Genomic DNA, 25,769 nt, shown 5'->3' on the forward strand with positions numbered 1-25,769 from the left:
CAACCGACGGAGACAGACATGCAACAGCACCGGACGCAGGTTGTCATCGTTGGGGCCGGGCCAGCGGGGATGCTTCTGGGGCTCCTGCTTGAAAAGGCGGGCGTAGATTGCATCGTTCTGGAACGCAGATCGCGCGAACATGTCCTTTCACGGATTCGGGCGGGCCTGCTTGAGCCGGGCGCGGTCGAGTTTCTTCGCGACAGCGGAGTCGGCGAGCGGATGGACCAGATCGGACGCCCGCGCGACGGAACCCGCATCGCGTGGCAGGGTCGGCCAAGTTTCATGATCAATGTCAAAAAGTGGACCGGGCTTGAGATGATGGCCTATGGCCAGACCTTTCTGACCGAAGACCTGTATTCCATGCGCGAAGCCACGGGGACGCCCTACTTCGACCAGATAACGGATCTTGAGATTGAAGGGATTGATGGAACCCGGCCCGAAGTTTCGTTCACGACCGCCGGACATTCGGTTCGGGTTCAATGTGACTTTGTCATTGGCTGCGATGGTGCGCAGGGGCCTTGTTCGCAACTGATTCCAGAGTCGATCCGGCAGGTCTATGAACGCAAGTTCCCGTTTGGCTGGCTTGGCATCATGGTCGAGGCACCACCAATCGACGATTTCACCTACATCCGCCATGAAACCGGGTTTGCGCTTGCCGCCCAGCGCACCCCGATGCTGAGCAGGTACTACGTCCAGTCGCGGCTTGATGAAGGTCCTGAGGCTTGGTCCGACGACCGGTTCTGGGACACCTTCCTTGGCCGCTGCCCGCCCGAGATTGCCGCGCAGGTGACAACCGGCCCGTCCATCGAAAAATCATTGGCCGCGCTGCGAAGCCGGGTGGTGGAACCGATGCGCTGGGGCAGGCTGTTTCTGGCTGGGGACGCCGCGCATGTCTTTCCGCCGACCGGCGCCAAGGGGTTGAATATGGCCCTGTCGGATATCCAGCTCTTGTCGGCAGCCCTGATCGCGCATTTTTCAGAAAAGGACGATCGGCTTCTGGACAGCTACTCCGCCGATGCTCTGTCGCGGGTCTGGGCGGCGCAGCATCTGTCTTGGCGGATGACGAAACTGCTTCATATCTTCCCGACGGACGACCCCTACGACCGGAAAATCAGGCAGGCAGAATATGATCTGATCCTGAAAAGCGAAGAAGTTCAAAGGGCATTGGCGTTTGAATACGCGGGCCTTCCGAACCTGCGGGGCTAGGCCCTTGGGCGCCGTCCCAGCTGCATGAGAAGCCGAAGACGTGCCCGCAGGCCCGCTTTCACGATGTGATTGAAGGGGCTGAGGGGCATGTCCCGCAGGATTGCCTTTGCCGTGTCTGGCTTGCTGCCGGGGCCGGTCAAACGGAATTGAGCGCCCTGCATCGGACCAAACAAGACCTTGACCCACATACGCGGAGAGGTCAGCGCCAGCCGCCATAGGCGCGGATGGCACCCGATGATCCGGGCGAGGTCGTTCATGTAGCGTGCATAGTCCACCAACCCGCGGACGCGGTCCCCGGTCGCCCCGAATTGATCGGAAAGCCGGGCACTGTCGGTACTGGCTACGGAAACCATCTGTGCGCGTGACGGCAGCGTCGCTTGTCCACTCAGGACCCGCGCCACAAGTCGCGACTGTAGCTCCATCACCGGGAACTGGCTGCCGAATGTGGGGCGCGAAAATCCGACCAGCGCCAGCGCGTCGCCCAGATCGGGAACGAAGATTCCCTTGAACCACGCGCGGGGGTCAAATTCGGGCAATGTGTCGGCCAGAAAGGGGACATCGGTCCGAAACCCGGTCGCGAAGAGGATCATGTCGACGTTGTCCAGCCGCACTCCGCTGTGCGTGACCAGAACGCGGCCTTCCTCTTTGACCTGTGCAATTCCATCCGTGAGCGTGGCGCCATGTTCGACGATGGCGCGCGGAAGGCCGAGGCTCTTTGTTCCAAAGACCCCCCGTATTCCGTGTGGCGAGGCAACCATCCCGTTCAAACGCGCGACCTCGGCCAAGACGTCCGATTTTTTGCCGCGCTCACGGTCCGCTTCGATCAGGTCCTTGCTGATGCGTTGGCCAGTCCAATAGGGCAAAGTCCAGAACGCGCGGTGCGTGGATATGTCGGCGGCGATCTCGCCCCGTTTGCGCGGGACGATCCAACCGGGGCCATTGCGAAGGCTGACGAAGGTTCGTTTGGCAACGGCCGCAATTTCAAGCGTAATGTCTGCGCCGGACTCGCCCCCGCCGACAATCACCACGGTCTTGTCCTTGAAGGCTTCGGAATTCCTGTATTGGGACGAATGCAACGCAGGGATTGCGGTGACATCCGCCGCCCATTCCGGCACCACAGGTGCCACGTTATTGCCCGTGGCAACGATCAGATGGGCAGCAGCCACTGGTCCGTCGTCCGTTGCCAATTCCCAACCGCCGCCGGGCGTTCGGATCGCGGTGTTTACCTTGGTGTCAAAGCGGATATGGGGCCAAAGGTCGAATTCGGTCGCATAGGCGGTCCAGTAGTCGGTGACCTGCTGCTTGGTCCAGAAGGTGCTTGCCGTGCCCTGTTGGATCGGGAAATCCGAGAACATGCTGAAGGCCGCTGAAGACGTGAGATACAGACCGTCATAGCTGCCCGCGAATAGTCCCCCGATCCGGTCGGACTTTTCCAGAAGACAGACGTTGCGAATACCTGCCTCCAGCAGCTCTTTCAGCGCGACCAGCCCGCCCGGCCCGGCCCCGACAACCACGGCCTTGAATGTCTGGTCATGCTGCATGGGCGAAATCTTTTTCACGTCTCGGCCCCGTGGCGATGTGGGCAATGACGGATCGCCGCATCGCTTTGACAGGCAGGTCCAACGGGGTGCTTCGTGTCATGTCTTGCTCAAATATGGCTTTCGACTTCTGAAATCAGCGACAGAATTGCCGCTTGGAAATTCGACATTCGGCACGGGCACCCCAAGAAAATCAGTCAGTGGCGCCCAGCCGTCTTTGACATTGTAGACCAGCAGTCTTTCAGGCGGAATTGTCGCGGTAACCCTGTCGATGTGGTCGTTATAGACCCGGATGGCGTGGTCCTTGTCCGCAAGCCGTCCACCGAAGATCTGTTCGAGAACCAGCCGATAGATGATGTCCGACCCGGCACGCCCTTCCGCGGTTTCGTCCATCGTCCGGCCCAATTCGGATGACGGCAGGATGGTTCGGCTGATGCTGTGATACCACGCGTCCGGGTCGCGCACGGTCAACACGACCTTCGCCGTTGGAAAATGGTCCGCCAACTCCTCCCAAAAGCAGCTAGCGGGCCAATCGACCTGAGACTTGAAACCGCTGAAGATCTTGCTCCAGTCCGGGCGCCCGCCGCGCGATACCTCGGTCCACATTTCCAATTGTTCGGGCGATCTGCGGACCTCATACATGTGATGACACGGCCCAAATCCAAGGATTTCAATAGCTTGTTTGAGCGAGTGGGTCCCGGTCCGCCCAAAGCCCGCGCCGATTACCTCGAGTGTCACTCTGATTTCCCCATCTCGTGCCGACCCAAAGTATCTCATTGATGCCTCTATGCAACATGGATAAACGAGCCCTATCGGTATGGACGGCAATTTCGAGGAACGCTGTCCTTGGCCCTTGAAGACCGCACAGTGAGGCGGTTCTACTACGGGGACGATTGACGCCAATGTGACATGACACCGCGCGGCTATCCTCGGGCGGCCCCAGATGGATCGACAAGATGCAACCCGACACTGGTCTTGAACCGGACCCGACGAGCGCAGACCTCCTGCTGCACGACGGGCTTATGTCGGCAAAACTTGCAGAACGCTTTGGCGCGATGATCGCGCGGCCCTCTGTTCAGGTAGACGAAGGTGATTGGATCATGCGCCGGTCGAGCCTCTACCAGGTGGCCAGCGACGCCAAGGTTCTTGATGCCACGCTCCGTATCTCCAAGCGGAATCTTCCCGATGCGTTGCTGACCGAATTGTTCGAGTCACAGGCGCTGCTCGGTGACCTGCTTCGCCGTTTTGGGATCAATGTCGAGTTGAGAAACCGGACGATCTATAAGGTAGAGGAGTCCGGGGGGCATCTTCGTTGGGGGCGGCGACACATCATGCGATCGCCCGGCACCGAATTGGTTCTGTGCGAAGTTGACGAACTGTTGGATTGCGCCGCAAACCTCGACAAACTTCTGCTGGACCAAGCCCAGAAAACATAATCTGCTGACCGGATCGCAAAGGCCGCCGCCAGCAATGTCCCGATGCTTTCGAAGGAACGCCCGCCCATGTGGCCGGGCGCCTTGACGGGCGACAAAGCCCGGCGGCACTAGACCGCCGGTTTCACCTGCATCAGCGCCATGACATCGGCCATTTCCGGGCCGCGTGCCTGACCGGTCACGGCCTTGCGCAGGGGCATGAACAGCCCCTTGCCCTTGCGGCCCGTCGCCTCTTTCACGGCAGTGGTCCAGGTGCCCCAGGTTTCGGCGGTGTAGGGCGGCTCGCCCAGCATCGACAGGGCGGTGGCGACGAACTCGGCATCCTCGTCGTCCACATCGGCCTGCGCCTTGCCGGTGAACACCTCCCACCACGGGGCCATGTCCGACAGGTAGGTGATGTTTTCGCGCACGACCGACCAGAACTGTTCGGCCACCGCGTCCGGCACCCCAAGGGCGGCCACGTCACCGGCAACGGTCGCGAAGGGCTTGGCCGCGTTCACACGCGCAGTCAGCGGTTCCAGATCGGCAGGGTCGAATTTCGTGGGCGCCGCGCCGAATTTGGTCACGTCGAAACCCGCCACGACCTCGGACAGGTCGCCGCGCAGTTCGACCGGGTCCGACGACCCCAGACGCGCCATCAGAGAGGTGATCGCCATCGGTTCGATCCCCTGTTCGCGCAGGTCGCGCAGCGCGAGATTGCCCAGCCGCTTGGACAGCTTTTCACCGTCTGGCCCGGTCAGCAGGGAATGGTGGGCAAAGCGGGGCACGGTGCCCCCCAGCGCCTGAATGATCTGGATCTGGGTCGCGGTGTTGGTCACATGGTCGGACCCGCGCACGACATCGGTGATCCCGAATTCCGTGTCATCGACCACCGAGGCGAGAGTATAGAGGATCTGGCCGCTGTCCTTGATCAGCACCGGGTCGGATACGCTGGCCGCGTCGATCGAGATCGGGCCGAGAATGCCGTCCTCCCATTCGATCCGTTCCCAGTCGAGCTTGAACCGCCAGTGGCTGCCGCCGCGTTCTTCGCGCAGCCGGATCTTTTCGTCCTCGGATAGGTTCAGCGCGGCGCGGTCATAGACCGGCGGCTTGCCCATGTTCAGCTGCTTCTTGCGCTTGAGGTCCAATTCGGTCGGCGTCTCGAAGCATTCGTACAGCCGGCCCATCTCGATCAGCTTTTCCTTGGCCGCAAGGTATTGGCCCAGCCGTTCGGACTGCCGTTCGATCCGGTCCCAGTCAAAGCCCAGCCAGGTCAGGCTGTCCTTGATCCCCTCGACGTATTCTTCCTTCGACCGTTCCTGATCGGTGTCGTCGATCCGCAGGATGAAGGTGCCCCCGTTTTGCCGGGCGATGGCATAGTTCATCAGCGCAGCGCGCAGGTTGCCGATGTGCAGCCAACCGGTGGGCGAGGGGGCAAAGCGGGTCGTGGTCATGGGTCTGGTCTCCTGTCGCGCTTGGCTCTTTCACACCGTGGCGTTTTTGTCCATATCCGGCGCATGGACTTCACCGCGCCCACCTGTGACGAGATCGAGGAATTGGCCCGCGAAACCGTGGCGCAGTTCCCCGATGCCTTTCGTGCGGCGGCCAAGGCGGTCGCGATCCGCGTGGCAGAATTCCCGGACGCAGAGATGCTGGCCGGGCTGGAGATGGACGACCCGTTCGAGCTGACTGGCCTTTACGATGGTATCCCGCTGACCCAGAAATCCAGCTTTGACCAACCCGAGGGGCCGGATGTGGTCTGGCTGTTCCGTCGCCCGATATTGGATGAATGGGCCGGGCGGGGGGATGTGACCCTTGCCGACCTCGTGGCCCATGTAACGGTGCATGAGTTCGCCCATCACTTTGGCTGGTCGGATGCGGATATCGCCGCGATAGACCGCTGGTGGGAATGATCCCGGCGCAAATGCGCAGGGGTTCTATGCAGAAATGCTGACTGGTCGGGTCACCGCGCCGCGCTAGGCTTCTTTTCCGGGTAACGCCTTATCTGGGAGGTCTGAAATGAAACTGACACGTCGACAAGCCATCAAGGCCGGGGCCGCGCTGCCCCTTGCAGCCGCTGCCGCCACGGTGCCGGGCGCGGGGGCCGCCATGGGCCATGCCGCCCGCCTGCCGCAGTCCCGCGATTTCACCCTTGGCGATTTCAAGGTGACGACCCTTCTGGCCGGGTCGCGCCCGGTCGAGGAGCCAAAGGGCATCTTCGGCCTCAACGTCGATGACGACACCTTTGCCGAGGTCAGCGCGGCGGCCCATATCCCCACCGATGTGGCGCAGTTCTTCTTTACCCCGACCGTGGTCAACACCGGGTCCGAGGTGATCCTGTTTGACACCGGGCTGAACGCCGGTGGCCTGTTGGATGCTCTGGCGGGGGCGGGTTATTCAGCGTCTGATGTGACCCATGTGGTCATCACCCATATGCATGGCGACCATATCGGCGGGCTTGCGGATGACGCGGGCAACCCGACCTTCCCCGATGCGGCCTATGTGACGGGGCAGGCAGAGTTCGATCATTGGGACATGTCCGGCAACGAAGGGTTCGAGGCCAAGGTGCGGCCGCTGGCTGACCGCTTCACCTTTCTTGGGGACGGCGGGGCGGTCCGGTCCGGCATCACCGCCGTTGCGGCCTATGGGCACACACCCGGCCACATGGGCTATATGCTGGAATCGAACGGCGCGCAGCTTTTGGTGATGGCCGATACGGCCAACCACTACGTCTGGTCGCTGGCCTATCCCGATTGGGAAGTCCGGTTCGACATGGACAAACCCACCGCCGCCGAAACCCGCAAGCGGCTTCTGGGCATGGCAGCCGCCGACCGGTTCCCGCTGATCGGCTATCACATGCCGTTCCCGGGCCTCGGCTATGTGGACACGCGCGGCGAGGGCGGCTTCCACTTTGTCCCGCATAGCTATCAATTGATGTAGCCCTCCTTGGCATCGGGGCGAATTCCGGGCATATGTTAGCGCCATCAGAATCCCGGAGGCCCCGATGCGCCCGATCGTCACGGTCACGCTTAACCCTGCGCTTGATATCGCCACCTCGGTCACCCATGTGACCGCGGGTGTGAAACTGCGCTGCACCCCGCCGCAGATGGATCCGGGCGGCGGCGGGTTGAACGTGGCCCGCGCGATTAACCTGCTGGGCGGGAAGGCCACGGCCTTTGTCGCGCTTGGCGGACATACGGGCCATAATCTGCGTGAACTGATCGAAACGGCCGGGCTGACGCTGGTGGTGCATCCCGCGCCGGGCGAGACCCGGCAAAGTCTTGCCGTCACCGACGAAGGGCTGGGCGATCAATACCGGTTCATGCTGCCGGGGCCGGAATGGGGGGTGGAAGAGCTTGCCGCCGCTTCCGACGCGATCAAGGCCGCATCCCCCGCCGACGCCATCGTCGTGCTGTCGGGCAGCGGGCCGCTGGGTGCCTCGCCCGACCTGTATCTGGACCTCTGCGCGGCGCTGAAAGGCGAGGGCCGGGATGTGATCGTCGATACTTCGGGCGCGGCCCTGCACCGGCTGGCCGAGGGGCAACACAAGATCAAGCCGTGGATTTTGCGGATGGATCAGGGCGAGGCCGAGGGCCTTGCCGGCCATGCGCTGCGGTCGAACGAGGAAACCGCCGCCTTTGCCCGCTACCTGCTGGTGCGCGGCGTGGCCGAAACCGTGATCATTGCGCGTGGCGCGCATGGGTCGGTTTTGGTGAATGCGGACGAAAGCCTTGCGGTCAAGGCGGCAACCGTCCCGGTCCGCAGCCGGGTTGGCGCGGGCGACAGTTTCGTCGGCGGCTTCGTCAAGGCGCTGGCCGACGGCAAATCCCTGCGCGAGGCGTTGTCCTGGGGGTCGGCCACGGCCTCGGCCGCGGTGATGACCGAAGGGACCGAACTTTGCCGCCCCGAGGATGCAGAGCGGTTGGTGGCGGAATCCCCCGTGACCCCGGTTCAGGTCGGCTGAACCGGCCAGCGGCTGTTCAGGTCGTCCAGACCGGCGCGGATCAGCTCTTCCAGAACCGATAGGTCCACATCGGCCAGTTTGGTGATGTAAAGGCAGGATTTGCCCTTCTTCCACTTGCCCAGCCGGTCAAGGATCGGGCCGAAATCCGTGTAGCCCGGCAGGATGTAGATCACCTGGTTCGCCTTGCGCGGGGAGAAGCCGGTGGCAAGGAAATCACCCTCGCGCCCGCTGTCATAGCGATAGTGGTACTGCCCGTATCCGATGATCGACGGCCCCCACATGCGCGGCTGAAACCCGGTGACATGCCGGAACAGGGCGTCCAGAACCTGCGCGTCGTCCCGCCGCTGCGGATGATCCACGGCGGCGATGAAATCGGCGGGGTCGGTCGCGGTTACCTGGGTCTTGTTCTGGGCCATGTCCCGCAGCCTAGCACGGGTCGGCCCGCCGCTCTAGCGGAAGGCGGGACCGTGCGCCCAGATGGTCAGCGAATGGCGTTCGCCGCGGGTCACCGGCGTGACCCGGTGCAGCATGTAGCTGGGAAACAGGGTCGCAGTGCCGCGCGTCTTCGGCGCCTCGACCGCATGGCTTGAGGGCATGACCTCGAGCGTGCCGCCGTCATACGCCTCGGGCTCGGACAGTTGGACGACCATGGTCAGCTTGCGTTTCGACGCCAGTTGTCCGTCGCCGATATCGGAATGCCATGTGAAATGGCCCTCACGCTCGGCCCCGTAGCGGGCGACCTGCGCACTTTCGGAGAAGTCAGTGAGGGCAAAGTCAAAGACATCGCGGTTGGCGATCCGCACCACGTCGATGATCCGGTCCATGACCCAATCCGCGCCCTCGACATCGTCCAGCCAGACCAGATCGGCGCGGCGCAGGTTGTGGTCGCGGGCCTGCCCGACAAGACGCGCATCCGATGCTTCGGCGGCGCAGCCGATGGCGACGATGCGGTCGCAATCGGTGGCGGAAAACGCAGCATCGACCGAATGGATGGCGATCATGGGAAGGGTCCGTCCTGTATGAAGGAAGACCCCGCCTAGGGCCGGACCTGACCCCGATCTTGTCTGTTTTCGACCTGAAGGTCTGTTTGCGCCCTAAATCCGGGTCAGCCCATGATCCGTTCGCGCAGGCTGCGGTGGCTGACGATCGGGCCCTGGTCGAAACTGTCGGTCGCCTTGCGCGTCGCCGGAACCGGGCGCGGGGCGCGGTGCGACCGGGCCGGGCTGGGCTGGGCCGCTGGTTCTTCGGTCCTGGGGGCGGCGAACAGGTCGTCAAAGACCTTGTTCTTCGCGGCGTCGATACCCTTATCCACCGGCTTCTGGTGCCGTGCCAGCAGGGCCCGCGCGGCCGAGGCACCGGCGGCAGTCAGGATTTCGTCGGCCATTTCCCCGGCGGGGCCGTTCAGATGGGTCCAGCGGATCTGGATCTTCCTGGCAAAGACTTTGCCCTTGCCGATCTTCACCTCGACCCATTTCGTCGTGGGGATCCACCAGATCCGAAGGGTGCGCACCTGCACGCCCTGAAAATCGGACCATGGCCGTTTCGATTTCCCCATGACAGAGAACCCTTCGTCATCCGCGTAGAAACTGGGCGCCGGACGCCAGAGGGCAAAGGCGCAGGTGACCGCGGCCCAAAGTCCGAACAGAAGCGATACGCCGCCGATCAATGGGGAAAAGGCATCGGTCCCGCCCGATCCAATGGCGGCGCCGGTTAACAGGGCCTTGCCGAACAGGGCAAACCCGATCCCGATCCCGACGCCGGTGATCAGGTTCTGTTTGCGCGGAAAAAGAACAATGGCCATGAATGCCTCCCCTTGCGTTTCGCCCAAGGGTTGCGTGGGCATTCCGGCCGTTTTCGACCGCATTCAGGGTATTTTTGGGGCGGACTAGGTCGGCGCGGGGCCAAGTGACTGACGCCACTTGATCGTGGTTTCCAACTCCTCGCCCGGTCCGGGGTCGTCGCCCGCCCGCAGCGCCAGAAGCCGCCGGGCCGCCCGCCGCCCCATTTCCCGGTGGGGGACGTGCACGGTGGTCAGCCCCGGCGTCACGATCCCGGCAAGGTCGATGTCGTCAAACCCGGTGATCGACACATCCTGCGGCACCCGCAGACCCAGATCGCGGGCCTTCATCAAGGCACCTGCGGCGAACACGTCGTTGCCGCACAGAACCGCCGTGGGGCGCGGCGTCTGGTCCATCAGGCGGGCGAACCGCTCTGCGCCGTTGTCGATTGAATAGGTGGTTTCCTCGATCAGCAGGTCAGCGGGGTCCAGCCCGTGATCCGACAGGGCCGAACAGATGCCCCGGAAACGTTCGCGGGCCCGGTCGTTGCCCGATCGTTCCGCCGTAATGACGCCGATGTTGCGGTGCCCCTGCGCCAAAACCTCTTCGGTCAGTGCCTTCATCGCGGCGAAGTTGTCAAACCCGACAGAGTGCCGCCGCACCGAATTGTCATGCACCCAGGCCACGACATAGGGAATGCCGCGCCGGTCAAGAAAATCGTAGGTCTGCGCGGTGCGGTCGTGGCCGATCAGCAGCAGCGCATCGGCCCCCCGCGCGACCAACGCCCGGATCTGATCCTCCTCCCGGTCAGGGTCATAGCTGGACGAGGCGACCAGAAGGGTGATCCCATTGGCCTGCAATTCGTCCTGAAACGCCTGAAGGCCCCGGGCAAAGATGGCGTTTTCCATGGTCGGGATGATTGCGCCAAAGGTATTCGTGCGCTTCGCGGCAAGGGCCCGAGCCCCGAAATTCGGCGCATAGCCAAGATCACGGACCGCTTCCATGACCCGCTGCCGGGTGCGTTCACTGACCTGATCGGGCGAATTCAGACAGCGCGAGACCGTCGCGGTCGAGACACGCGCCCGCGCCGCCACGTCTTCCAACGTGGGCACGGTTGCGGTCGGGTCTCGCTCTTGTCTTGTCAAAACCTCTGGCTTTCCTGATGGGCGGGCCGGGCATCTGTTCCGGTCGTGGTCCCTTATCCCTTACATCATAGCGGTTGGCGGGGTGTATCCATGGATACAATGTAAGCGCTTGCATTTGAATATGTAAGCGCTTACATTTTTTGAGAATCGAAAATTCTCGGGAGCACGCGCGTGGCACTGGCACTTTCGGCACTTCTCTTCGGCTGCTTCGTTCTGGACGTGGTCGCGGGGGCTTGGTTCGACATGTCGGTTCTCAGCGATGTGCAGGAGATGCTGATTCTTGCATGCGCAACGGTCGCCTTCGTGACGGCGATCCTGAAGCGCGAACGTGATTCAAAAAAAGAACACTGACACATGCTCAATAGGGAGGAGCACATGCGTAGAACGACACCCGAACTGGCGTCCGAGGAACGCCGGAACTTTCTGAAGCTGGCCGCATCCGGCAGCTTTACCGCCGCATTGGTGGCCGGGGCAGGGGGGATGCTCTGGTCGTCCGAGGCTGCGGCCCAGACCCAGCAGGAAGAAGCGGAGCGGGAGGCTGCCGCCGAATACACCATGACGCTGGCCACGGCCTATGTGCTGGGCGCGTCGCGCAGCTATCCGATCATGCAGCTGGACCTGAAGGAAAACATCCAGAACGCCACCAACGGCAAGGTCTATGTGAAACTGGCACCGGGCGGCCAACTGGGCGCCGGTGGCGCGCTTGCGCAGGCGGTTCAGACCGGCACCATCCAGTGTGCGCAGCATTCGCTGGCCAACTTCGCGCCTTTTGCCTCGACCGTAGACCTGATCAACATGCCCTACCTGTGCGGTTCGAACCAGCGCTTCACCAACCTTGTGAATTCCGACACCTGGAAATCCGAAGTGCATCCCAAGGTCGAGGCCGCAGGCTTCAAGGCGCTGATGTACATCAACATCGACCCGCGCGTGGTTGCCGTGCGTCAGGGTGGCGATGCGGTCATCACCCCCGCCGACATGGCCGGTGTAAAGTTCCGCGTGCCCGGCTCTGCCATGCTGCAGCAGTACTACCGCATGGTCGGCGCCAACCCGACCCCGGTGGCATGGGGCGAAACCCCCTCGGCGATCAAGCAGGGCGTGGCCGATGCGCTTGACCCCTCGGTCGGCGCGCTGTTCGTCTTCGGCTTCAAGGACATCCTCAGCCACGTGACCTTTACCCAAGCCGTGCCGGACAGTCAGGTCTATTCGATGAACCTTGAATGGTTCAACTCGCTGCCTGCCGACGTGCAGGAAGGGATCGAATGGGCTGGCGAAATGACCGCGCACCAGAACCTTGCCAAGGTTCCGTCCGCCCGCACCCATGCCATGGCCGAGCTGGCCAAGGCAGGTGTCCAGTTCCATTCGCTGACCGAGGATCAGCTGGCCGAATGGCAGGCCGCGGGTGGCTACCAGCGGTCCGAATGGGACGAGTTCAAGGTCGAGCTGGCCGGGTCGATGGAGACCTTCGCCAAGCTGGAAGAGGCCGCGGGCACCCAAGGCCGCTACTACGTGCACGACGCCTGATCGGCGCCACTTGCGGACCGGCGCACCCCGCGCCGGTCCCAACCCTGATCACAACATTGCCGTGACCATAGGGGTCGGGGGCTGCCCAGTGCGCGCCCTGGCGGCGGGAGGTATGGAATGTCGGGCATCCTGAAAGCCCTCAACCAAAACGCGGAACGCTGGCTGTTGCTGGGGTTCTACGTGATGCTTGTGGCGACCATGTTCATCGAGGTGCTGCGGCGCGAGCTGCTGGCCTATTCCTCGATCTGGGGCGAGGAGATCGTCCGCTATTCCTTCATCTACCTTGCCTGGATCGGCGCGGCATCCGCCGTGCGCGAACGCGGGCACATCCGGATCGACGTGATCCTGCAATACGTCGGGCCACGGGTGAAGGCGCTTTTGTACATGTTCGGGGACGTGGTGATGTTCGCGGTCGCGCTTGTCGCGCTTTACTGGTCGTTCGAAACGGTCCTCGTTTCGGCAAAGTTCGGGTCGGTGACCCACGGGCTGCGGATAAGCCAGGTCTGGTTCCTGATGGCGGTGCCCACCGGGTTCGCGCTGGTGGTGGTGCGGCTGGTCCAATCCTTCCTGCGTGACCTTCACGATCTTCGGCACGGACGCCCCGTGTACGAAGGCGACAAGCTGTTCGACTGAGGGGGCCACCATGCTTTGGAATACACTTCAGGAACAGACCATCGACCTTGGATGGGAATTCTATGGGCCGGTCCTTCTGTTCGTCCTTCTGGTCGCGCTGGCGGTGCCGGTCTGGGCCGCGATAGGATCGGCCGCGATCCTGATGCTGATGATCTCGGGTGCCTTGCCGCTCAGCCTGATCGGCGAAAGCCTGTTTCACGGGATCGACCATTTCGCGCTGACCGCCGTGCCGCTGTTCATCCTGACGGGGGACGTTCTGGTGCGGACCGGGCTGTCGCGCAAGTTTCTGGACGTGGCCGAGGCGCTGACACAATTCGCCAAGGGCGGGTTCGGGTCGGCCACCGTGCTGGTCTGCGGTATGTTCGCCGCGATCTCCGGGTCCGACGCGGCAGGGGCCGCCGCCGTGGGCCGGATGACCATCGACCGGCTGGTCGAAAGCGGTTACCCGCGCCCCTATGCCTGCGCCCTTGTCGCCGCGGGGGCCTGTACCGGCATCCTGATCCCGCCGTCGATCGCCTATATCATCATCGGCCTCGTGCTGGGGATTTCCGCCTCGACCCTGTTCCTTGCGGCACTGATCCCGGGGATCGCGATCCTTCTGTCGATCCTTGCCACCAACATCATCATGAACCGGCTGTATGGCTGGGAAGGTGGCGGCAACATGTCGTTCCGCGACTGGGCCACGCGCCTTGGCGCGGCGCTGAAATCCGGCTGGTATGCCTTCATCGTGCCGGGGATCATCTTCTACGGCATCTTCTCGGGCCGGCTGACCCCGACCGAGGCCGGGGCGACCGCCGTGGTCGTGACCATCATCATGGGGTTCATCCTTGGGACGCTGAAACTGTCGGACTTTCCCGCGATGCTGGTCAGTTCGGCCAAGGTCAACGGGGTGATCCTGCCGATCATCGCCTTTTCCCTGCCGCTGGCGCAGGCGCTGGCGATCCTTGGGGTGCCGCAGGGGTTTGTCTCTGCCGCGACCTCGCTGAGCGACGAACCCTGGGTTCTGATCCTGCTGATGATCGGCATCCTGATCGCCGCGGGCTGCGTCATGGAAACCACGCCCAACATCGTGATCCTTGCGCCGATCCTGAAGCCGCTGGCGGATAACATCGGTATGAACGAGATCCAGTTCTGTATCATGATGATCACCGCGCTGGGGGTGGGCTTCATCACCCCGCCGCTGGGCCTGAACCTTTTCGTGGTGGCAGGGCTGACCGGGGAATCCATCCTGCGCATTGCCTATCGGGCCATTCCCTTCGTCTTCTTCATGCTGATCGTGACGCTTTTCATCGCTTATATTCCGGCGATTTCGACAACCTTTCTTCCCGACATCTACAAGTAACAGGACCACACCATGCCCAGAGAGTATCTCAAGAAGGCCAAGCTTCATTCGCGCAGCGACGCGTCCGAAACCAGAGAGATCGTTCGTGGCATTCTCGACGATATCGAGGCGGGCGGGGACGAAGCCGCACTGCGCTATGCCGCGAAATTCGATCAGTACGAGGGCGAGATCATCCTCTCGCCCGAGGCCATCGCCGCCGCAACCGAAATGGTGCCGGAAAAACTGCGCCGGGATATCGAATTTTCCCATGCCAACGTGAAGAAATTTGCCGAGGCGCAGCGTGATACCGTCGCCAATTTCGAGGTCGAGGTGGTCCCCGGCCTGATCGCCGGGCAAAAGGCGATCCCGGTTCATGCGGCGGGCTGCTATGTTCCCGGTGGGCGTTACAGCCACATCGCCAGCGCGATCATGACGGTCACCACCGCCAAGGTCGCGGGCTGCAAGAATATCGTGGCCTGTTCGCCGCCGCGCCCCGGCGTGGGCATCGCCCCGGCCATCGTTTACGCCGCCCATGTCTGCGGCGCCGACAAGATCCTTGCCATGGGCGGGGTGCAGGGCGTGGCCGCGATGACCTTTGGCCTGTTCGGGCTGCCCAAGGCAAATATCCTTGTCGGCCCCGGCAACCAGTTCGTGGCCGAAGCCAAGCGGATGCTGTTTGGCCGTGTGGGGATCGACATGATCGCGGGCCCGACCGACAGCCTGATCCTTGCCGACAAGACTGCCGATCCGATGATCGTCGCCGCCGACCTCGTGGGGCAGGCGGAACATGGCTATAACTCTCCGGTCTGGCTGGTCACGGACGACCGGGCGCTGGCCGAAGAGGTGATGCGGCTGGTCCCCACCCTGATCGACGACCTTCCGGACGTGAACCGCGACAACGCCGCCGCCGCATGGCGCGACTATGCCGAGGTGATCGTCTGCGCCGACCGCGAGGAAATGGCCGCGACCTCGGACGACTATGCGCCCGAGCACCTGACGGTGCAGGCCGCCGATCTGGACTGGTGGCTGGAACGGCTGTCCTGCTACGGGTCGCTGTTCCTTGGCGAAGAAACCACCGTTGCCTTTGGTGACAAGGCCTCGGGCACCAACCACGTGCTGCCGACCTCTGGCGCGGCCAGCTATACCGGGGGGCTGTCGGTCCACAAATACATGAAGATCGTCACCTGGCAGCGGGCCACCCGCGAAGGGTCGAAACCCGTGGCCGTGGCGACCGCCCGGATCGCCCGCCTTGAAGGGATGGAGGGCCATGCCCGGACGGCGGACATCCGGCTGGCAAAATACTTCCCGAACGAAAACTTCGACCTGACGCCGGAAGATGTCTGACACGTCCGGGTTGTTCAGCGTCGCGGGCCGCGTCGCCTGTGTTACCGGGGCCAGTTCCGGCCTTGGGCGGCAGGCGGCGCTGGTCCTTGCGCGGGCCGGGGCACAGGTTGTGGGGGTGGCGCGTCGTCGTGACGCCCTGCAATCCCTGTGCGACGCGGCCGGTCCGAATTGCGCCGCCGTCGATGCCGATATCGCCGACCGGGGCGCATTGGCCGATACGGTCGCCCGGATCGCCGCGCCTTTTGGCCCGCCCGACATTCTGATCAACGCCGCCGGGCTGAACACCCGCGAACCGGCGGATGATGTGACGGATGCAGGCTGGGACGCGACGCTGGCAATCAACCTGTCCGCGCCGTTCTTCCTTGCCCGCGCCATGGTGCCGGCGATGAAGGAAAAGGGCTGGGGCCGGATCGTCAACTTCGCTTCGCTTCAATCCACGCGGGCCTTCCCCGGCGGCATCGCCTATGGCGCGACCAAGGGCGGCATCGCCCAGATGACCCGCGCCATGGCCGAAGCCTGGTCGGCCCATGGGATCACCGCCAACGCGATCGGGCCGGGATTCTTCCCGACCGAGCTGACCAAGGCGGTTTTCGACGATGCCGGTCGCGCCGCCCGCAATGCCGCGCAGACCTGTATCGGACGCAACGGCCGCCCCAACGATCTGGACGGCACGGTCCTGTTTTTCTGTTCCGAGGCGTCGGCCTATGTCACCGGCCAAATCCTGATGCTGGATGGGGGGTTCACCGCGAAATGAAGGCGCTTGTCTATACCGGGGTGGAAACACTTGCCTATCAGGATGCCGCCGACCCGGCCCCGGCAAAGGGCGAGGTCCTGATCCGCGTCGACAGCGTCGGGATTTGCGGGTCGGATATGCATGCCTATCTTGGCCATGACGCGCGCCGCCCCGCGCCTCTGATCCTTGGGCACGAGGCGGCGGGTGTCATCACCGGCGGGCCGCGCGATGGCGAACGGGTGACGATCAACCCGCTGGTCACCTGCGGCATCTGCCCGGCCTGCCAAAGCGGGCGGGAAAACCTGTGCCCGTCGCGGCAGATCATTTCCATGCCGCCGCGCGAAGGGGCCTTTGCCCAGTGGGTCACCATGCCCGAACGCAATCTGGTCACGGTGCCGGAGCATGTATCGCTTGGGCAGGCCGCGCTGGCCGAACCGATCGCCGTCAGCTGGCATGCCGTGCGCCTCGGGCTGGCGGCGCTGCACCCGTCGGACGACCGTCGCGCGCTGGTGATCGGTGGCGGGGCCATCGGGCTGGCTGCCGCACTGGCGCTGCGGGCGATGGGCTGCGACGATGTGACCGTGGCCGAACCGAACCCGACCCGCCGCGCCTATCTGGAAAAGCAGTGCGGGCTGACGACAGTTCCGACGGCGGAGGGGGGATATCCCATTGTCGTCGATGCGGTCGGCTTTGCCGCGACCCGGGCCATCGCCTCGGCCCGGGCGACGCCGGGCGGGGTGATCGTGCATATCGGGCTGGGCGAAGACACAGGGGGTCTCGATATCCGGCGGATGACCCTGCAAGAGATCACCTTTATCGGCACCTACACCTATACCGCGCAGGATTTCCGCGACACCGCGCAGGCGATGTTCGACGGGCAGCTCGGGGCGCTGGACTGGGTCGAGGAACGGAGCCTGTCAGACGGGCAGGGGGCCTTTGCCGATATCCGCGCGGGCAAGGTTGCCGCGCCGAAGATCGTGCTGAAGCCTTAGCCCGCAGCGTAATGGAACCCGTCGGTCAGGCAGTTCGACAGGCGCAGTTCCACGGGCGTGCCGCCAAGATCCCGCGCCACCCGTTCGATGCACAACAGCGGGGTGCCCTCGACGCAGGCCAGCCGCGCAGCCTCTTCCGCGGTGGCGGACCCGGCCCGCAGCCGCTCGTCGGTGCGCCCGACACGGATACCCCAGCGTTTGGCATAGAGGTTGTAGAGGTTATTCGGGATATCCGCAGCCGCCGGGAAATCGGGAAACAGCGCCCGGACCAGAACCACCGTTTCGGAGATCACCGGGCGTCCGTTCAGGCTGCGCACCCGGTCGATGCGCAATGTATCGGCGCCGCGGTCGATCTCCAGCAGGCGGGCGACAAGGGCCGCCGCCCGTTCCTTGCGCACCGACAGCACCTCGGATGTTGGCAGCACCCGGTCGCCATCGTCGGGCTGGATGCGGAAGAACTGGAACACGAATTCCGCGTCGTCGGAACTGGCGACAAAGGTGCCCCGGCCCTGCTTGCGGCGCAGGATGTTGTCGCGGACCATCTCGTCCAGCGCCTTGCGGACCGTCCCCTGCGAGACGCCCAATTCCTGCGCGAGCTGGATCTCGCTCGGGATCACATCGCCCGCCACCCAGTCGCCGTCGATCAGGCGCAAAAGCAGGCGTTCGCGCACCTGCTGGTACAGCGGCTTGAGGCTGATCGCGTTGCTGTCCTGTGGCATCCCTTTGCCCCGATTAAATCCCTGCTTCTGTCCCAATACTCTACCGACTCGGATTGACAAGTCCATGGTCTTGAGTCTTATATAAGACAAAAGATACACGATAGGAGTCCCCGATGGCTGAAATTCCCCACCTGCTCGTCCACGAGCACGACGACAATGTCGGCGTCGTTGTTGTCGAAGGTCTGACCGCCGGCACCGACATGCTGTGCTGCGTGACCCACGACAATTCCACCTTCCGGATGACCTCGGGCGCGGATGTGCCGATTGGCCACAAGATCGCGCTGAAGGATCTCAAGGCCGGGGACACCGCCATGAAATACGGCGAGGACATCGGCAAGATCATCGCCGACATCCCCAAGGGCGCCCACGTCCACACCCACAACTGCAAAACCAAGCGCTGGTAAGGAGACCGGATCATGGCATCGAAATATTCCAACATGACTGTCCGGGCCTACCGTCGCGAAAACGGCCGGGTCGGTGTCCGCAACCACGTTGTCATCCTGCCCGTGGACGACATTTCCAACGCCGCCTGCGAGGCCGTGGCCAACAACGTCAAAGGCACTATGGCGATTCCGCACGCCTATGGCCGCCTGCAATTCGGCGAAGACCTTGAGCTGCACTTCCGCACCATGATCGGCACCGGGGCCAACCCGAACGTCGCCGCCGTGGTTGTCATCGGGATCGAACCGGGCTGGACCAAGCGCATTGCCGACGGCATCCGCGCCACCGGCAAGCCGGTCGCCGAGTTTTCGATTGAACAGAACGGCGATTTCGAAACCATCCGCCGCGCCTCCTGGGCGGCGAAGGATTTCGTGCATATGACCTCGGAATACCAGCGCGAGGAATGCTCGATCTCGGAACTCTGGGTCTCGACCAAATGCGGTGAATCCGACACCACCACTGGTCTCGGCTCCTGCCCGACGGTCGGCAACATGTATGACAAGCTGCTGCCCGAAGGGATCACCGGCTTCTTCGGCGAAACCTCCGAAATCACGGGGGCGGAACACATTTGCCAGAAGCGCGCGATCAACGAAGAGGTTGGCGAGCGTTGGTACAAGATGTGGAAGGCCTATCAGGACGACGTGATCTTCGCTCACCAGACCGACGACCTGTCGGACAGCCAGCCCACCAAGGGCAACATCGAAGGCGGCTTGACCACCATCGAGGAAAAGGCGCTGGGCAACCTTGAAAAGATCGGCCGGACCTCGAAGTTCATCGACATTCTAGAACCCGCCGAACAGCCGAAGTCGGGCAATGGCCTTTACTTCATGGACTCCTCCTCGGCGGCTGCCGAATGCGTGACCCTGATGGCCGCCGGTGGCGCCGTGATCCACACCTTCCCCACCGGGCAGGGCAATGTGGTCGGCAACCCGATCGTCCCGGTGATCAAGATCACCGCCAACCCACGCACCGTGCGCACCATGTCCGAGCATGTGGACGTCGACGTATCCGGCATCCTGCGCCGCGAACAGACCATCGACGAGGCGGGCGACGCCCTGATCGAGATGATCTGCCGCACCGCGAATGGCCGCAACACTGCTGCCGAAGCGCTGGGCCATCGGGAATTCTCGATGACGAAGCTGTATCGCAGCGCCTAAGATAAGGGGCGGGCGGCCCATCGCCGCCCGCCTTTTGCCAGGATGACCGCGACCACAGAAACCCTAAGCCTGACCGAGGCGACAGACCTCCTGCACCGGGCATTTGCCGCCAATGGCGCGCCCGATCCGGTGGCGCTGTCCGTGGCCCGCGCCCTTGTCGCGGCCGAGGCCGAGGGGCAGGTGGGCCACGGGTTTTCCCGCCTGTCGGACTATGTCGCGCAGATGCAGGCCGGCAAGGTGCGCGCCGATGCCACCCCCGATCTGACCCGCACTGGCACAGCCGCCTTGCATGTGGATGCGGGGTTCGGCTTTGCCTATCCGGCGCTGGACCTCGGGATCGAGGCGGGGATCGCGGCGGCGCGGGACTATGGCACCGCATCGGTCGCCATTTCCAGGTCACACCACTGCGGCGCCCTGTCGGTGCAGGTGGACCGCATCGCCCGCGCCGGACTGGTCGGGCTGATGGTGGCGAACACGCCCTCGGCCATGGCGCCCTGGGGGGCAAAGACCCCGCTGTTCGGCACCAACCCCATTGCCTTCGCCGCGCCGCGCCCGGACGGGCCACCGCTGGTCATTGACCTGTCCCTGTCGAATGTCGCGCGGGGCAAGGTGATGAACGCGAAAAAGACCGGTCAGCCGATCCCCGAAGGCTGGGCGCTGGACCGCGACGGAAACCCCACGACCGACCCTGACGCCGCGCTGGCGGGGTCCATGGTCCCGATCGGCGGGGCCAAGGGCACTGCCCTTGCCCTGATGGTCGAGGTTCTGGCCGCCGGATTGACCGGCGCGCGGTTCAGTTCGGAAATGTCGTCCTTCCTCTCTGCCGATGGCCCGCCGCCGGGGGCGGGGCAATTCCTGCTTCTGCTGCGGCCCGGCGACCCGGTCGGGTTTGCCGCCCGGATCGAGGCGCTTTTGTCCCAGATCGCGGCGATGGAGGGGGCGCGGCTGCCGGGGCAACGCCGCCTTGCCGCGCTGGCGAAGGCGCAGTCCGGGGGGCTGACCATCCCGCGTGCCTATGTCGATGCCGCCCGAGACATGGCCGCCGCCACCTCCTGACGAAAGAATTCCGATGCCAGACCTCCAGATGACCGGCCTGCGCGAGCGGGCAAATGCACTGTTCCCCGGATTGCTGGTTGCCGTCCTGATCGCGCTGGCCAGCCGGTTCGTCGCCGAACACTATGGCGCGCCCGCGATGTTGCTGGCGCTTTTGTTCGGGATGTCGCTGAACTTTCTGGGGTCCGAGGCCCGGACCCGGCCCGGCATCGACTTTGGCTCGCGGCAGGTGCTGCGGCTGGGGGTCGCCCTTTTGGGGGTGCGGATCAGTGCCGACATGCTGGGCGTTCTGGGCTGGGACGTGATCGCGCTGGTGGTGGCCGGGGTCGGGGCGACCATCGGCTTTGGCCTTCTGTCGTCGCGCCTGTTCGGGTTCCGCTACCGCTTTGCCTTCCTGTCGTCGGGGGCGGTAGCGATTTGCGGGGCCTCTGCCGCCATGGCCATCGCCGCGATCCTGCCCAAGGATGACCGGTCCGAGGAACGGCTGATCTTCACCGTGGTCGGGGTCACGCTTCTGTCCACGGTCGCGATGATCCTCTATCCCGTGCTGGCACAGTTCGTGGGGTTTGACGACCGGACGACGGGGATCTTCATCGGGGCCACGGTGCATGACGTGGCGCAAGTGGTCGGCGCGGGCTTTTCGGTTTCCGAGGAAACCGGCAACGTCGCAACCCTCGTCAAGCTTCTGCGGGTGGTGATGTTGGCCCCCGTGGTCATTATCGCGGCCATGGTGATCCGCGCGGCCGCCGGCGCGGGCGAGGTCGGGGGCAAACGCCCGCCGCTGGTGCCGCATTTCGTGATGGGGTTCATCGGGCTGGCTGCGCTGGGCGTGGCGGGGCTGCTACCCGCCGGGGTCACTGCGGCGGCCTCCGAAGGGTCGCGCTGGCTCTTGCTGATCGCCATTGGATCGGTCGGGCTCAAGACCCTGCCCAAGGATATCCTGAATGTCGGCATCACAGCGGCGCTATTCCTCGTGGCCGAGACTGTCTTCCTCGCGCTTTTCATCGTGGTCGGGCTGACCGCTCTCGCCCCGTGACGCGAACAGGGCGTTCGGCAATCTGGATGGATATCTGTTCTCAACTGGACCTAACTTTCGCCCGGGGCTGAGTCATAGTGACCTAGGGTAAGCGTTGCCGCGGGCGCCCGAGGCGGGATCGTCTTTCGACCCGCCGGACCGTCCGCACCGCCGGTGCATCTGGCACCGGCACGACGTGTCATCCCGGTGCACTGTGGAAACCGGCGATCGGGATCGGCCGATGTCTTTTCCGCAGCGCCGAAACGGGTGGTCCAAACTTCTTTGGCCATCAGGAACAGGAGGCGATGACACGACCCGATTTTCCCAAGTCTTCAAGTTCAAGCGATGCCTCAGGATCGACCTTTATGATTTTGAAAATGAATGGAAAAGAGGGCGTCCGAACGGAGCCAATTTTCATCATCGCAGGGCGCTTTGAAGATGGAAAAGTAGGTCGGCATAATTGCTGCGCCGCGGCGGATAATCTTCGGACGCAGGCGTTGCCGCACGACGCTCCGGGCTTTAGGCTGACGGGGTGAACAACAAAAAGCCAGCCGGGGACACGCCGGAACTGGTGGTTCTATAACAAGGGAGAAAATGATGAAGATTGGACGTTTCAAGAATACGGTTGCGACCTTTGCGACCGGGGCTGCGATGCTCATGGGCGCGCAGGCCGTGGCCGAGGAAATCACGGTTGCCTACTTCCTCGAATGGCCGATGCCGTTCGAATACGCCAAGCAGATGGGCACCTATGAAGAGGCCCTTGGTGTCGACATCAACTGGGTCAGTTTTGAATCCGGCGTGAAGATGTCCGCTGCCATGGCCTCGGGCGATGTGCAACTGTCGGTCAGCCAGGGCGTGCCGCCCTTCGTGGTCGCCACTTCCGCCGGGCAGGATCTGCAGATCCTCGACGTTGCCGTGTCCTATGCCGACAACGACAACTGCGTGGTCCGGGCCGAGCTTGAGATCGACAAGATGAACGCCGGGGAACTGGCCGGGCGCCGCGTGGCCGTGCCGCTGGGCACCGCCGCGCACTACGGGTTCCTGAACCAGATGAACCACTTCGGGGTCGATGTGGCGTCGATGGACGTTGTCGACATGGACCCGCCGGATGGTGCGGCTGCCTTCGCGCAGGGCGCGGTTGATATGTTCTGTGGCTGGGGCGGGTCGCTGCGCCGCGCGCTGGAACATGGCAACGTGCTTCTGACCGGCGCTGAAAAGACCGACCTTGGCATCCTCGTCTTCGACGTGACCTCGGGCCCGGCGGACTGGGTTGCCGAAAACGGGGATATGGTTGCCGCCTTCCTGAAGGTGACCGCCGATGCCAACGCCATGTGGGCCGATCCGGCGAACCACGCCGAAATGCTGCCGCTGATCGCCAAGGACGCGGGCATGTCGGAAGAGGCGACGATGGAAACCATTTCCACCTTCGTCTTCCCCACCATCGAAGAACAGCTGAGCCCGACCTGGCTGGGTGGCAACGCGCAGGCCTTCATGAAGGGCGTCGCCGACGTCTTTGTCGAGGCGGGGTCGATCGACGGTGCGCTGGACACCTATGAAAACGCAGTGAACACCGGCCCGCTCGCGGCTGCCGCTGACATGTAAGACCTTCGTGGAGGGGCGGGTTGTCCCGCCCCTCCCGTTTCGGCCGGACGCACGGCTGTGCGCCCGAAAATCCCACACGTGCGAAAGCAAAGGCCGATATGTCGGGACTATCAATTCAGAATATCTCTATGCGCTTCGATCTGCCCAACGGCAGTTCGGTTCAGGCGCTTCAGAACGTGTCGCTTGACCTCAAACCCGGAGAGTTGATGAGCGTGCTGGGCCCGTCGGGCTGCGGCAAGACCACGCTGTTGAACATCGTCGCGGGGTTTCTGGCCCCGACCGACGGCAAGATCGTGATGAATGGCCATACCGTCACCGGCCCCGATGCCGAACGCGGAATGGTGTTCCAGCAGGGCGCGCTGTTCGAGTGGATGGACGTGCGGTCCAACGTCAGCTTTGGCCCCCGCATGAAGGGCCAGTCCGAGGCCCAGTGGGGTGCTCATGTCGATCACCTTCTCGACGTGACCGGTCTTGGGGGGTTCAAGGACAAGGCGATCTACGAATTGTCCGGCGGGATGCAGCAGCGGGTCGCCCTGGCACGCTGCCTTGCCAATGACCCAGACGTGATCCTGATGGATGAACCGCTGGGCGCGCTGGATGCGCTGACCCGCGAAAAGATGCAGGGCCTTGTCCTGAAACTTTGGAAAGAGACGGGCAAAACCATCATCCTGATCACCCATTCGGTGGAAGAGGCGCTGCTTCTGGGCGAACGTCTACTGGTCATGGCCCCGCGTCCGGGCCGCATCCACAAGGAATACCGGCTGCCCTTTGCCGATATGGGCGTGGGCGCGGACCTGCGCGACGTAAAGAAAGCCGAAGGCTATGCCAGCACGCGTGAAGAAATCCTCGAGATGATCTGGGACATGGAAGAAGAAATCATGGGCCGGACGGAGGCGGAAAAATGACCGGGCTTATTATCCTTCTGGTATATGTGGCGATCTTCGTCGGGTCGTTCTTCCTGATCCGCGCATTGGTGCGCCGCACCACCAACGATTTCACCTCGCTCAAAACCGTGACCTTCGGCGACGAAAGCGCGGTCACGTCGAACCGCTCGGCCTCGATCATCTCGGTCCTGACGATCTTTCTGATCTGGGGCGCGTTTACCGGGTCCAACTGGATCCCCAGCTTCCTCCATGCGCCCGGCCCCTTCGTCGGCGACACCAGTTTCACCTATACTCTCGAGGCGGCGGATGGGTCGCGCGATGACGCGACCGTGCATGTGCGGGTTGTTGGTTTCGGCGAAGAGACCGCCAATTTCGAGGTCGATCCGGGTGACGGTTTCGCCAAGGATGACGCGGTGTCGATGAACGCCTCGCGGTCCACGACGATTCTGTTTGACCGCAACGACGAGATCAAGCGCAGCGATGATGCCCGCGTGGTTGCGATCAACGGCGAGGCCATCGGGCCGGATACCGATCTGACGCTGGACGTTGGCCGCTTTGCCCTGACCGACAAGGGCGCGATCAGCTTTGCCCCGCCGTCGGGCCTTCAGATGGAGCCGATCTGGCTGCCGCCGCCCGAGGCTGTGGTGTCGCGTGTGATCGAGATTTCCAATGACGGGTATCGCGACAGCACCCTGTGGCGGCACCTTGGCTATTCCCTGTTCCGGGTCGTGGCGGGGTTCTTCTTCGGGGCGCTTCTGGGCATCCCACTGGGCTATGCCATGGGCCTGTCCAACTGGTTCCGCGGCTGGTTCGAACCGATTGTCGAATTCATGCGCCCGGTGCCGCCCCTGGCCCTGATCCCGCTGGTCATCATCTGGTTCGGGATCGGAGAGACGGGCAAGATCATCTTGTTGTTCCTTGCCTCGCTCTGGATCATGGCCATTGCGGCGCGGGCCGGGGTGTCCGGGGTGAATATCACCAAGGTGCACGCGGCCTATTCGCTGGGGGCGTCCAAGTTCCAGATCATGCGGCATGTGATCGTGCCCAACTCCCTGCCGGAAATCTTCACTGGTGCCCGCGTGGCGATGGGGGTCTGCTGGGGCACCGTGGTTGCGGCCGAACTGGTCGCCGCGTCGGAAGGGGCGGGGATGATGATCATGGTCGCGTCCAAGTTCCAGCTGACCGATATAGTGTTGATGGGGATCATCCTGATCGGGGTGATCGGGTTTGGCATCGACATACTGATGCGCAAGATCGAACGGACGCTGGTGCCGTGGAAGGGCCGCAGCTAGGCCCTGCCACCCCCTAATA

General features: G+C 63.6%; 28 protein-coding genes. 20 read left to right on the forward strand and 8 right to left on the reverse strand.

Translation table 11 applies throughout. The annotated features are described in order from the left end of the window. Positions 1-18: 18 nt before the first annotated feature. Entirely contained in the window at positions 19-1,206 is a 1,188-nt protein-coding gene (locus EU803_RS03100; RefSeq protein WP_129679634.1) for a 4-hydroxybenzoate 3-monooxygenase, read from the forward strand. On the opposite strand, the gene EU803_RS03105 is transcribed toward EU803_RS03100, so the two are convergent. Together EU803_RS03105 and EU803_RS03110 are read right to left on the reverse strand one after the other, a co-directional pair. After that, a complete protein-coding gene (locus tag EU803_RS03105; protein ID WP_129679636.1) occupies positions 1,203-2,765 on the reverse strand; it encodes an NAD(P)-binding domain-containing protein in 1,563 nt (520 codons plus the stop codon). The genes EU803_RS03100 and EU803_RS03105 overlap by 4 nt on opposite strands. A 78-nt stretch (positions 2,766-2,843) precedes the next feature. Next, complete coding sequence (locus EU803_RS03110) at positions 2,844-3,521, reverse strand: sulfotransferase family protein (RefSeq protein ID WP_242494261.1); 678 nt, start codon at positions 3,519-3,521, stop codon at positions 2,844-2,846. A gap of 179 nt (positions 3,522-3,700) precedes the next feature. Between EU803_RS03110 and EU803_RS03115 the strand changes: the two genes are divergently transcribed. Beyond that, complete coding sequence (locus EU803_RS03115) at positions 3,701-4,180, forward strand: hypothetical protein (RefSeq protein WP_129679639.1); 480 nt, start codon at positions 3,701-3,703, stop codon at positions 4,178-4,180. 107 nt (positions 4,181-4,287) lie between these two features. Here the strand turns inward: EU803_RS03115 and gltX are convergent, their stop codons facing one another. After that, positions 4,288-5,610 carry a glutamate--tRNA ligase gene (gene gltX, locus EU803_RS03120; protein ID WP_129679641.1) on the reverse strand — a complete coding sequence of 441 codons (1,323 nt, stop codon included), beginning with the start codon at positions 5,608-5,610 and terminating at the stop codon, positions 4,288-4,290. Between the two features lie 63 nt (positions 5,611-5,673). Here gltX and EU803_RS03125 point away from each other — a divergent pair, with 63 nt between their 5' ends. The 3 genes from EU803_RS03125 (at position 5,674) to EU803_RS03135 (ending at position 8,120) form a co-directional block, all read left to right on the forward strand. Then, positions 5,674-6,069: a metallopeptidase family protein gene (locus tag EU803_RS03125; protein WP_129679643.1), complete on the forward strand. Its 396-nt coding sequence runs from the start codon at positions 5,674-5,676 to the stop codon at positions 6,067-6,069. A gap of 106 nt (positions 6,070-6,175) precedes the next feature. Continuing rightward, positions 6,176-7,096, forward strand: a complete 921-nt coding sequence (locus EU803_RS03130; RefSeq protein WP_129679645.1) for an MBL fold metallo-hydrolase — start codon at positions 6,176-6,178, stop codon at positions 7,094-7,096. A gap of 64 nt (positions 7,097-7,160) precedes the next feature. Beyond that, a complete protein-coding gene (locus tag EU803_RS03135; RefSeq protein WP_129679647.1) occupies positions 7,161-8,120 on the forward strand; it encodes a 1-phosphofructokinase family hexose kinase in 960 nt (319 codons plus the stop codon). On the opposite strand, the gene EU803_RS03140 is transcribed toward EU803_RS03135, so the two are convergent. The 4 genes from EU803_RS03140 to EU803_RS03155 form a co-directional block, all read right to left on the reverse strand. Beyond that, complete coding sequence (locus EU803_RS03140) at positions 8,108-8,536, reverse strand: DUF1801 domain-containing protein (protein ID WP_129679649.1); 429 nt, start codon at positions 8,534-8,536, stop codon at positions 8,108-8,110. The genes EU803_RS03135 and EU803_RS03140 overlap by 13 nt on opposite strands. A gap of 33 nt (positions 8,537-8,569) precedes the next feature. Then, positions 8,570-9,121: a 2OG-Fe(II) oxygenase gene (locus EU803_RS03145; protein ID WP_129679651.1), complete on the reverse strand. Its 552-nt coding sequence runs from the start codon at positions 9,119-9,121 to the stop codon at positions 8,570-8,572. 104 nt (positions 9,122-9,225) lie between these two features. Next, positions 9,226-9,921, reverse strand: a complete 696-nt coding sequence (locus tag EU803_RS03150; protein WP_129679653.1) for a hypothetical protein — start codon at positions 9,919-9,921, stop codon at positions 9,226-9,228. Positions 9,922-10,005: 84 nt separating this feature from the next. Next, positions 10,006-11,010: a LacI family DNA-binding transcriptional regulator gene (locus tag EU803_RS03155; protein ID WP_242494262.1), complete on the reverse strand. Its 1,005-nt coding sequence runs from the start codon at positions 11,008-11,010 to the stop codon at positions 10,006-10,008. Positions 11,011-11,214: 204 nt separating this feature from the next. Here EU803_RS03155 and EU803_RS03160 point away from each other — a divergent pair, with 204 nt between their 5' ends. From EU803_RS03160 to EU803_RS03190, 7 genes are all read left to right on the forward strand, one after another. Continuing rightward, positions 11,215-11,394 (forward strand): hypothetical protein, encoded by a 180-nt coding sequence (locus EU803_RS03160; RefSeq protein ID WP_129679657.1) that lies wholly within the window; start codon positions 11,215-11,217, stop codon positions 11,392-11,394. A 24-nt stretch (positions 11,395-11,418) separates the two neighbouring features. After that, positions 11,419-12,564: a TRAP transporter substrate-binding protein gene (locus tag EU803_RS03165; RefSeq protein ID WP_129679659.1), complete on the forward strand. Its 1,146-nt coding sequence runs from the start codon at positions 11,419-11,421 to the stop codon at positions 12,562-12,564. A gap of 117 nt (positions 12,565-12,681) precedes the next feature. Beyond that, the gene (locus tag EU803_RS03170) at positions 12,682-13,197 is read left to right on the forward strand and encodes a TRAP transporter small permease (protein WP_129679661.1); all 516 of its coding nucleotides are present in this window, start codon (positions 12,682-12,684) and stop codon (positions 13,195-13,197) included. A 10-nt stretch (positions 13,198-13,207) separates the two neighbouring features. Next, positions 13,208-14,539 carry a TRAP transporter large permease gene (locus EU803_RS03175; protein ID WP_129679663.1) on the forward strand — a complete coding sequence of 444 codons (1,332 nt, stop codon included), beginning with the start codon at positions 13,208-13,210 and terminating at the stop codon, positions 14,537-14,539. Between the two features lie 12 nt (positions 14,540-14,551). Next, positions 14,552-15,862: a histidinol dehydrogenase gene (gene hisD, locus EU803_RS03180; RefSeq protein ID WP_129679665.1), complete on the forward strand. Its 1,311-nt coding sequence runs from the start codon at positions 14,552-14,554 to the stop codon at positions 15,860-15,862. Beyond that, positions 15,855-16,616 carry an SDR family oxidoreductase gene (locus EU803_RS03185; RefSeq protein WP_129679667.1) on the forward strand — a complete coding sequence of 254 codons (762 nt, stop codon included), beginning with the start codon at positions 15,855-15,857 and terminating at the stop codon, positions 16,614-16,616. Before hisD ends, EU803_RS03185 begins: the two co-directional genes overlap by 8 nt. Further along, entirely contained in the window at positions 16,613-17,587 is a 975-nt protein-coding gene (locus EU803_RS03190; protein ID WP_129679669.1) for an alcohol dehydrogenase catalytic domain-containing protein, read from the forward strand. Before EU803_RS03185 ends, EU803_RS03190 begins: the two co-directional genes overlap by 4 nt. Here EU803_RS03190 and EU803_RS03195 read toward each other — a convergent pair. Continuing rightward, the gene (locus tag EU803_RS03195) at positions 17,584-18,306 is read right to left on the reverse strand and encodes a GntR family transcriptional regulator (protein WP_129679671.1); all 723 of its coding nucleotides are present in this window, start codon (positions 18,304-18,306) and stop codon (positions 17,584-17,586) included. The genes EU803_RS03190 and EU803_RS03195 overlap by 4 nt on opposite strands. A 113-nt stretch (positions 18,307-18,419) precedes the next feature. Between EU803_RS03195 and EU803_RS03200 the strand changes: the two genes are divergently transcribed. From EU803_RS03200 to EU803_RS03235, 8 genes are all read left to right on the forward strand, one after another. Further along, positions 18,420-18,710: a UxaA family hydrolase gene (locus tag EU803_RS03200; protein WP_129679673.1), complete on the forward strand. Its 291-nt coding sequence runs from the start codon at positions 18,420-18,422 to the stop codon at positions 18,708-18,710. A gap of 12 nt (positions 18,711-18,722) precedes the next feature. Then, positions 18,723-19,904: a UxaA family hydrolase gene (locus EU803_RS03205; protein ID WP_129679675.1), complete on the forward strand. Its 1,182-nt coding sequence runs from the start codon at positions 18,723-18,725 to the stop codon at positions 19,902-19,904. Between the two features lie 42 nt (positions 19,905-19,946). Beyond that, a complete protein-coding gene (locus tag EU803_RS03210) occupies positions 19,947-20,960 on the forward strand; it encodes an Ldh family oxidoreductase (protein ID WP_129679676.1) in 1,014 nt (337 codons plus the stop codon). Between the two features lie 13 nt (positions 20,961-20,973). After that, positions 20,974-21,993 carry a putative sulfate exporter family transporter gene (locus EU803_RS03215; protein WP_129679678.1) on the forward strand — a complete coding sequence of 340 codons (1,020 nt, stop codon included), beginning with the start codon at positions 20,974-20,976 and terminating at the stop codon, positions 21,991-21,993. A 284-nt stretch (positions 21,994-22,277) separates the two neighbouring features. Then, positions 22,278-22,508 carry a hypothetical protein gene (locus tag EU803_RS03220; RefSeq protein WP_129679680.1) on the forward strand — a complete coding sequence of 77 codons (231 nt, stop codon included), beginning with the start codon at positions 22,278-22,280 and terminating at the stop codon, positions 22,506-22,508. 115 nt (positions 22,509-22,623) lie between these two features. After that, positions 22,624-23,574, forward strand: a complete 951-nt coding sequence (locus tag EU803_RS03225) for an ABC transporter substrate-binding protein (protein ID WP_129680162.1) — start codon at positions 22,624-22,626, stop codon at positions 23,572-23,574. Between the two features lie 98 nt (positions 23,575-23,672). Then, the gene (locus EU803_RS03230) at positions 23,673-24,479 is read left to right on the forward strand and encodes an ABC transporter ATP-binding protein (protein ID WP_129679682.1); all 807 of its coding nucleotides are present in this window, start codon (positions 23,673-23,675) and stop codon (positions 24,477-24,479) included. Further along, the gene (locus EU803_RS03235) at positions 24,476-25,750 is read left to right on the forward strand and encodes an ABC transporter permease subunit (protein ID WP_129679684.1); all 1,275 of its coding nucleotides are present in this window, start codon (positions 24,476-24,478) and stop codon (positions 25,748-25,750) included. The genes EU803_RS03230 and EU803_RS03235 overlap by 4 nt, the downstream gene beginning before the upstream one ends. Positions 25,751-25,769: the final 19 nt, after the last annotated feature.

The organism is Loktanella sp. IMCC34160, assembly GCF_004145845.1.
Classification (GTDB): domain Bacteria; phylum Pseudomonadota; class Alphaproteobacteria; order Rhodobacterales; family Rhodobacteraceae; genus SELP01.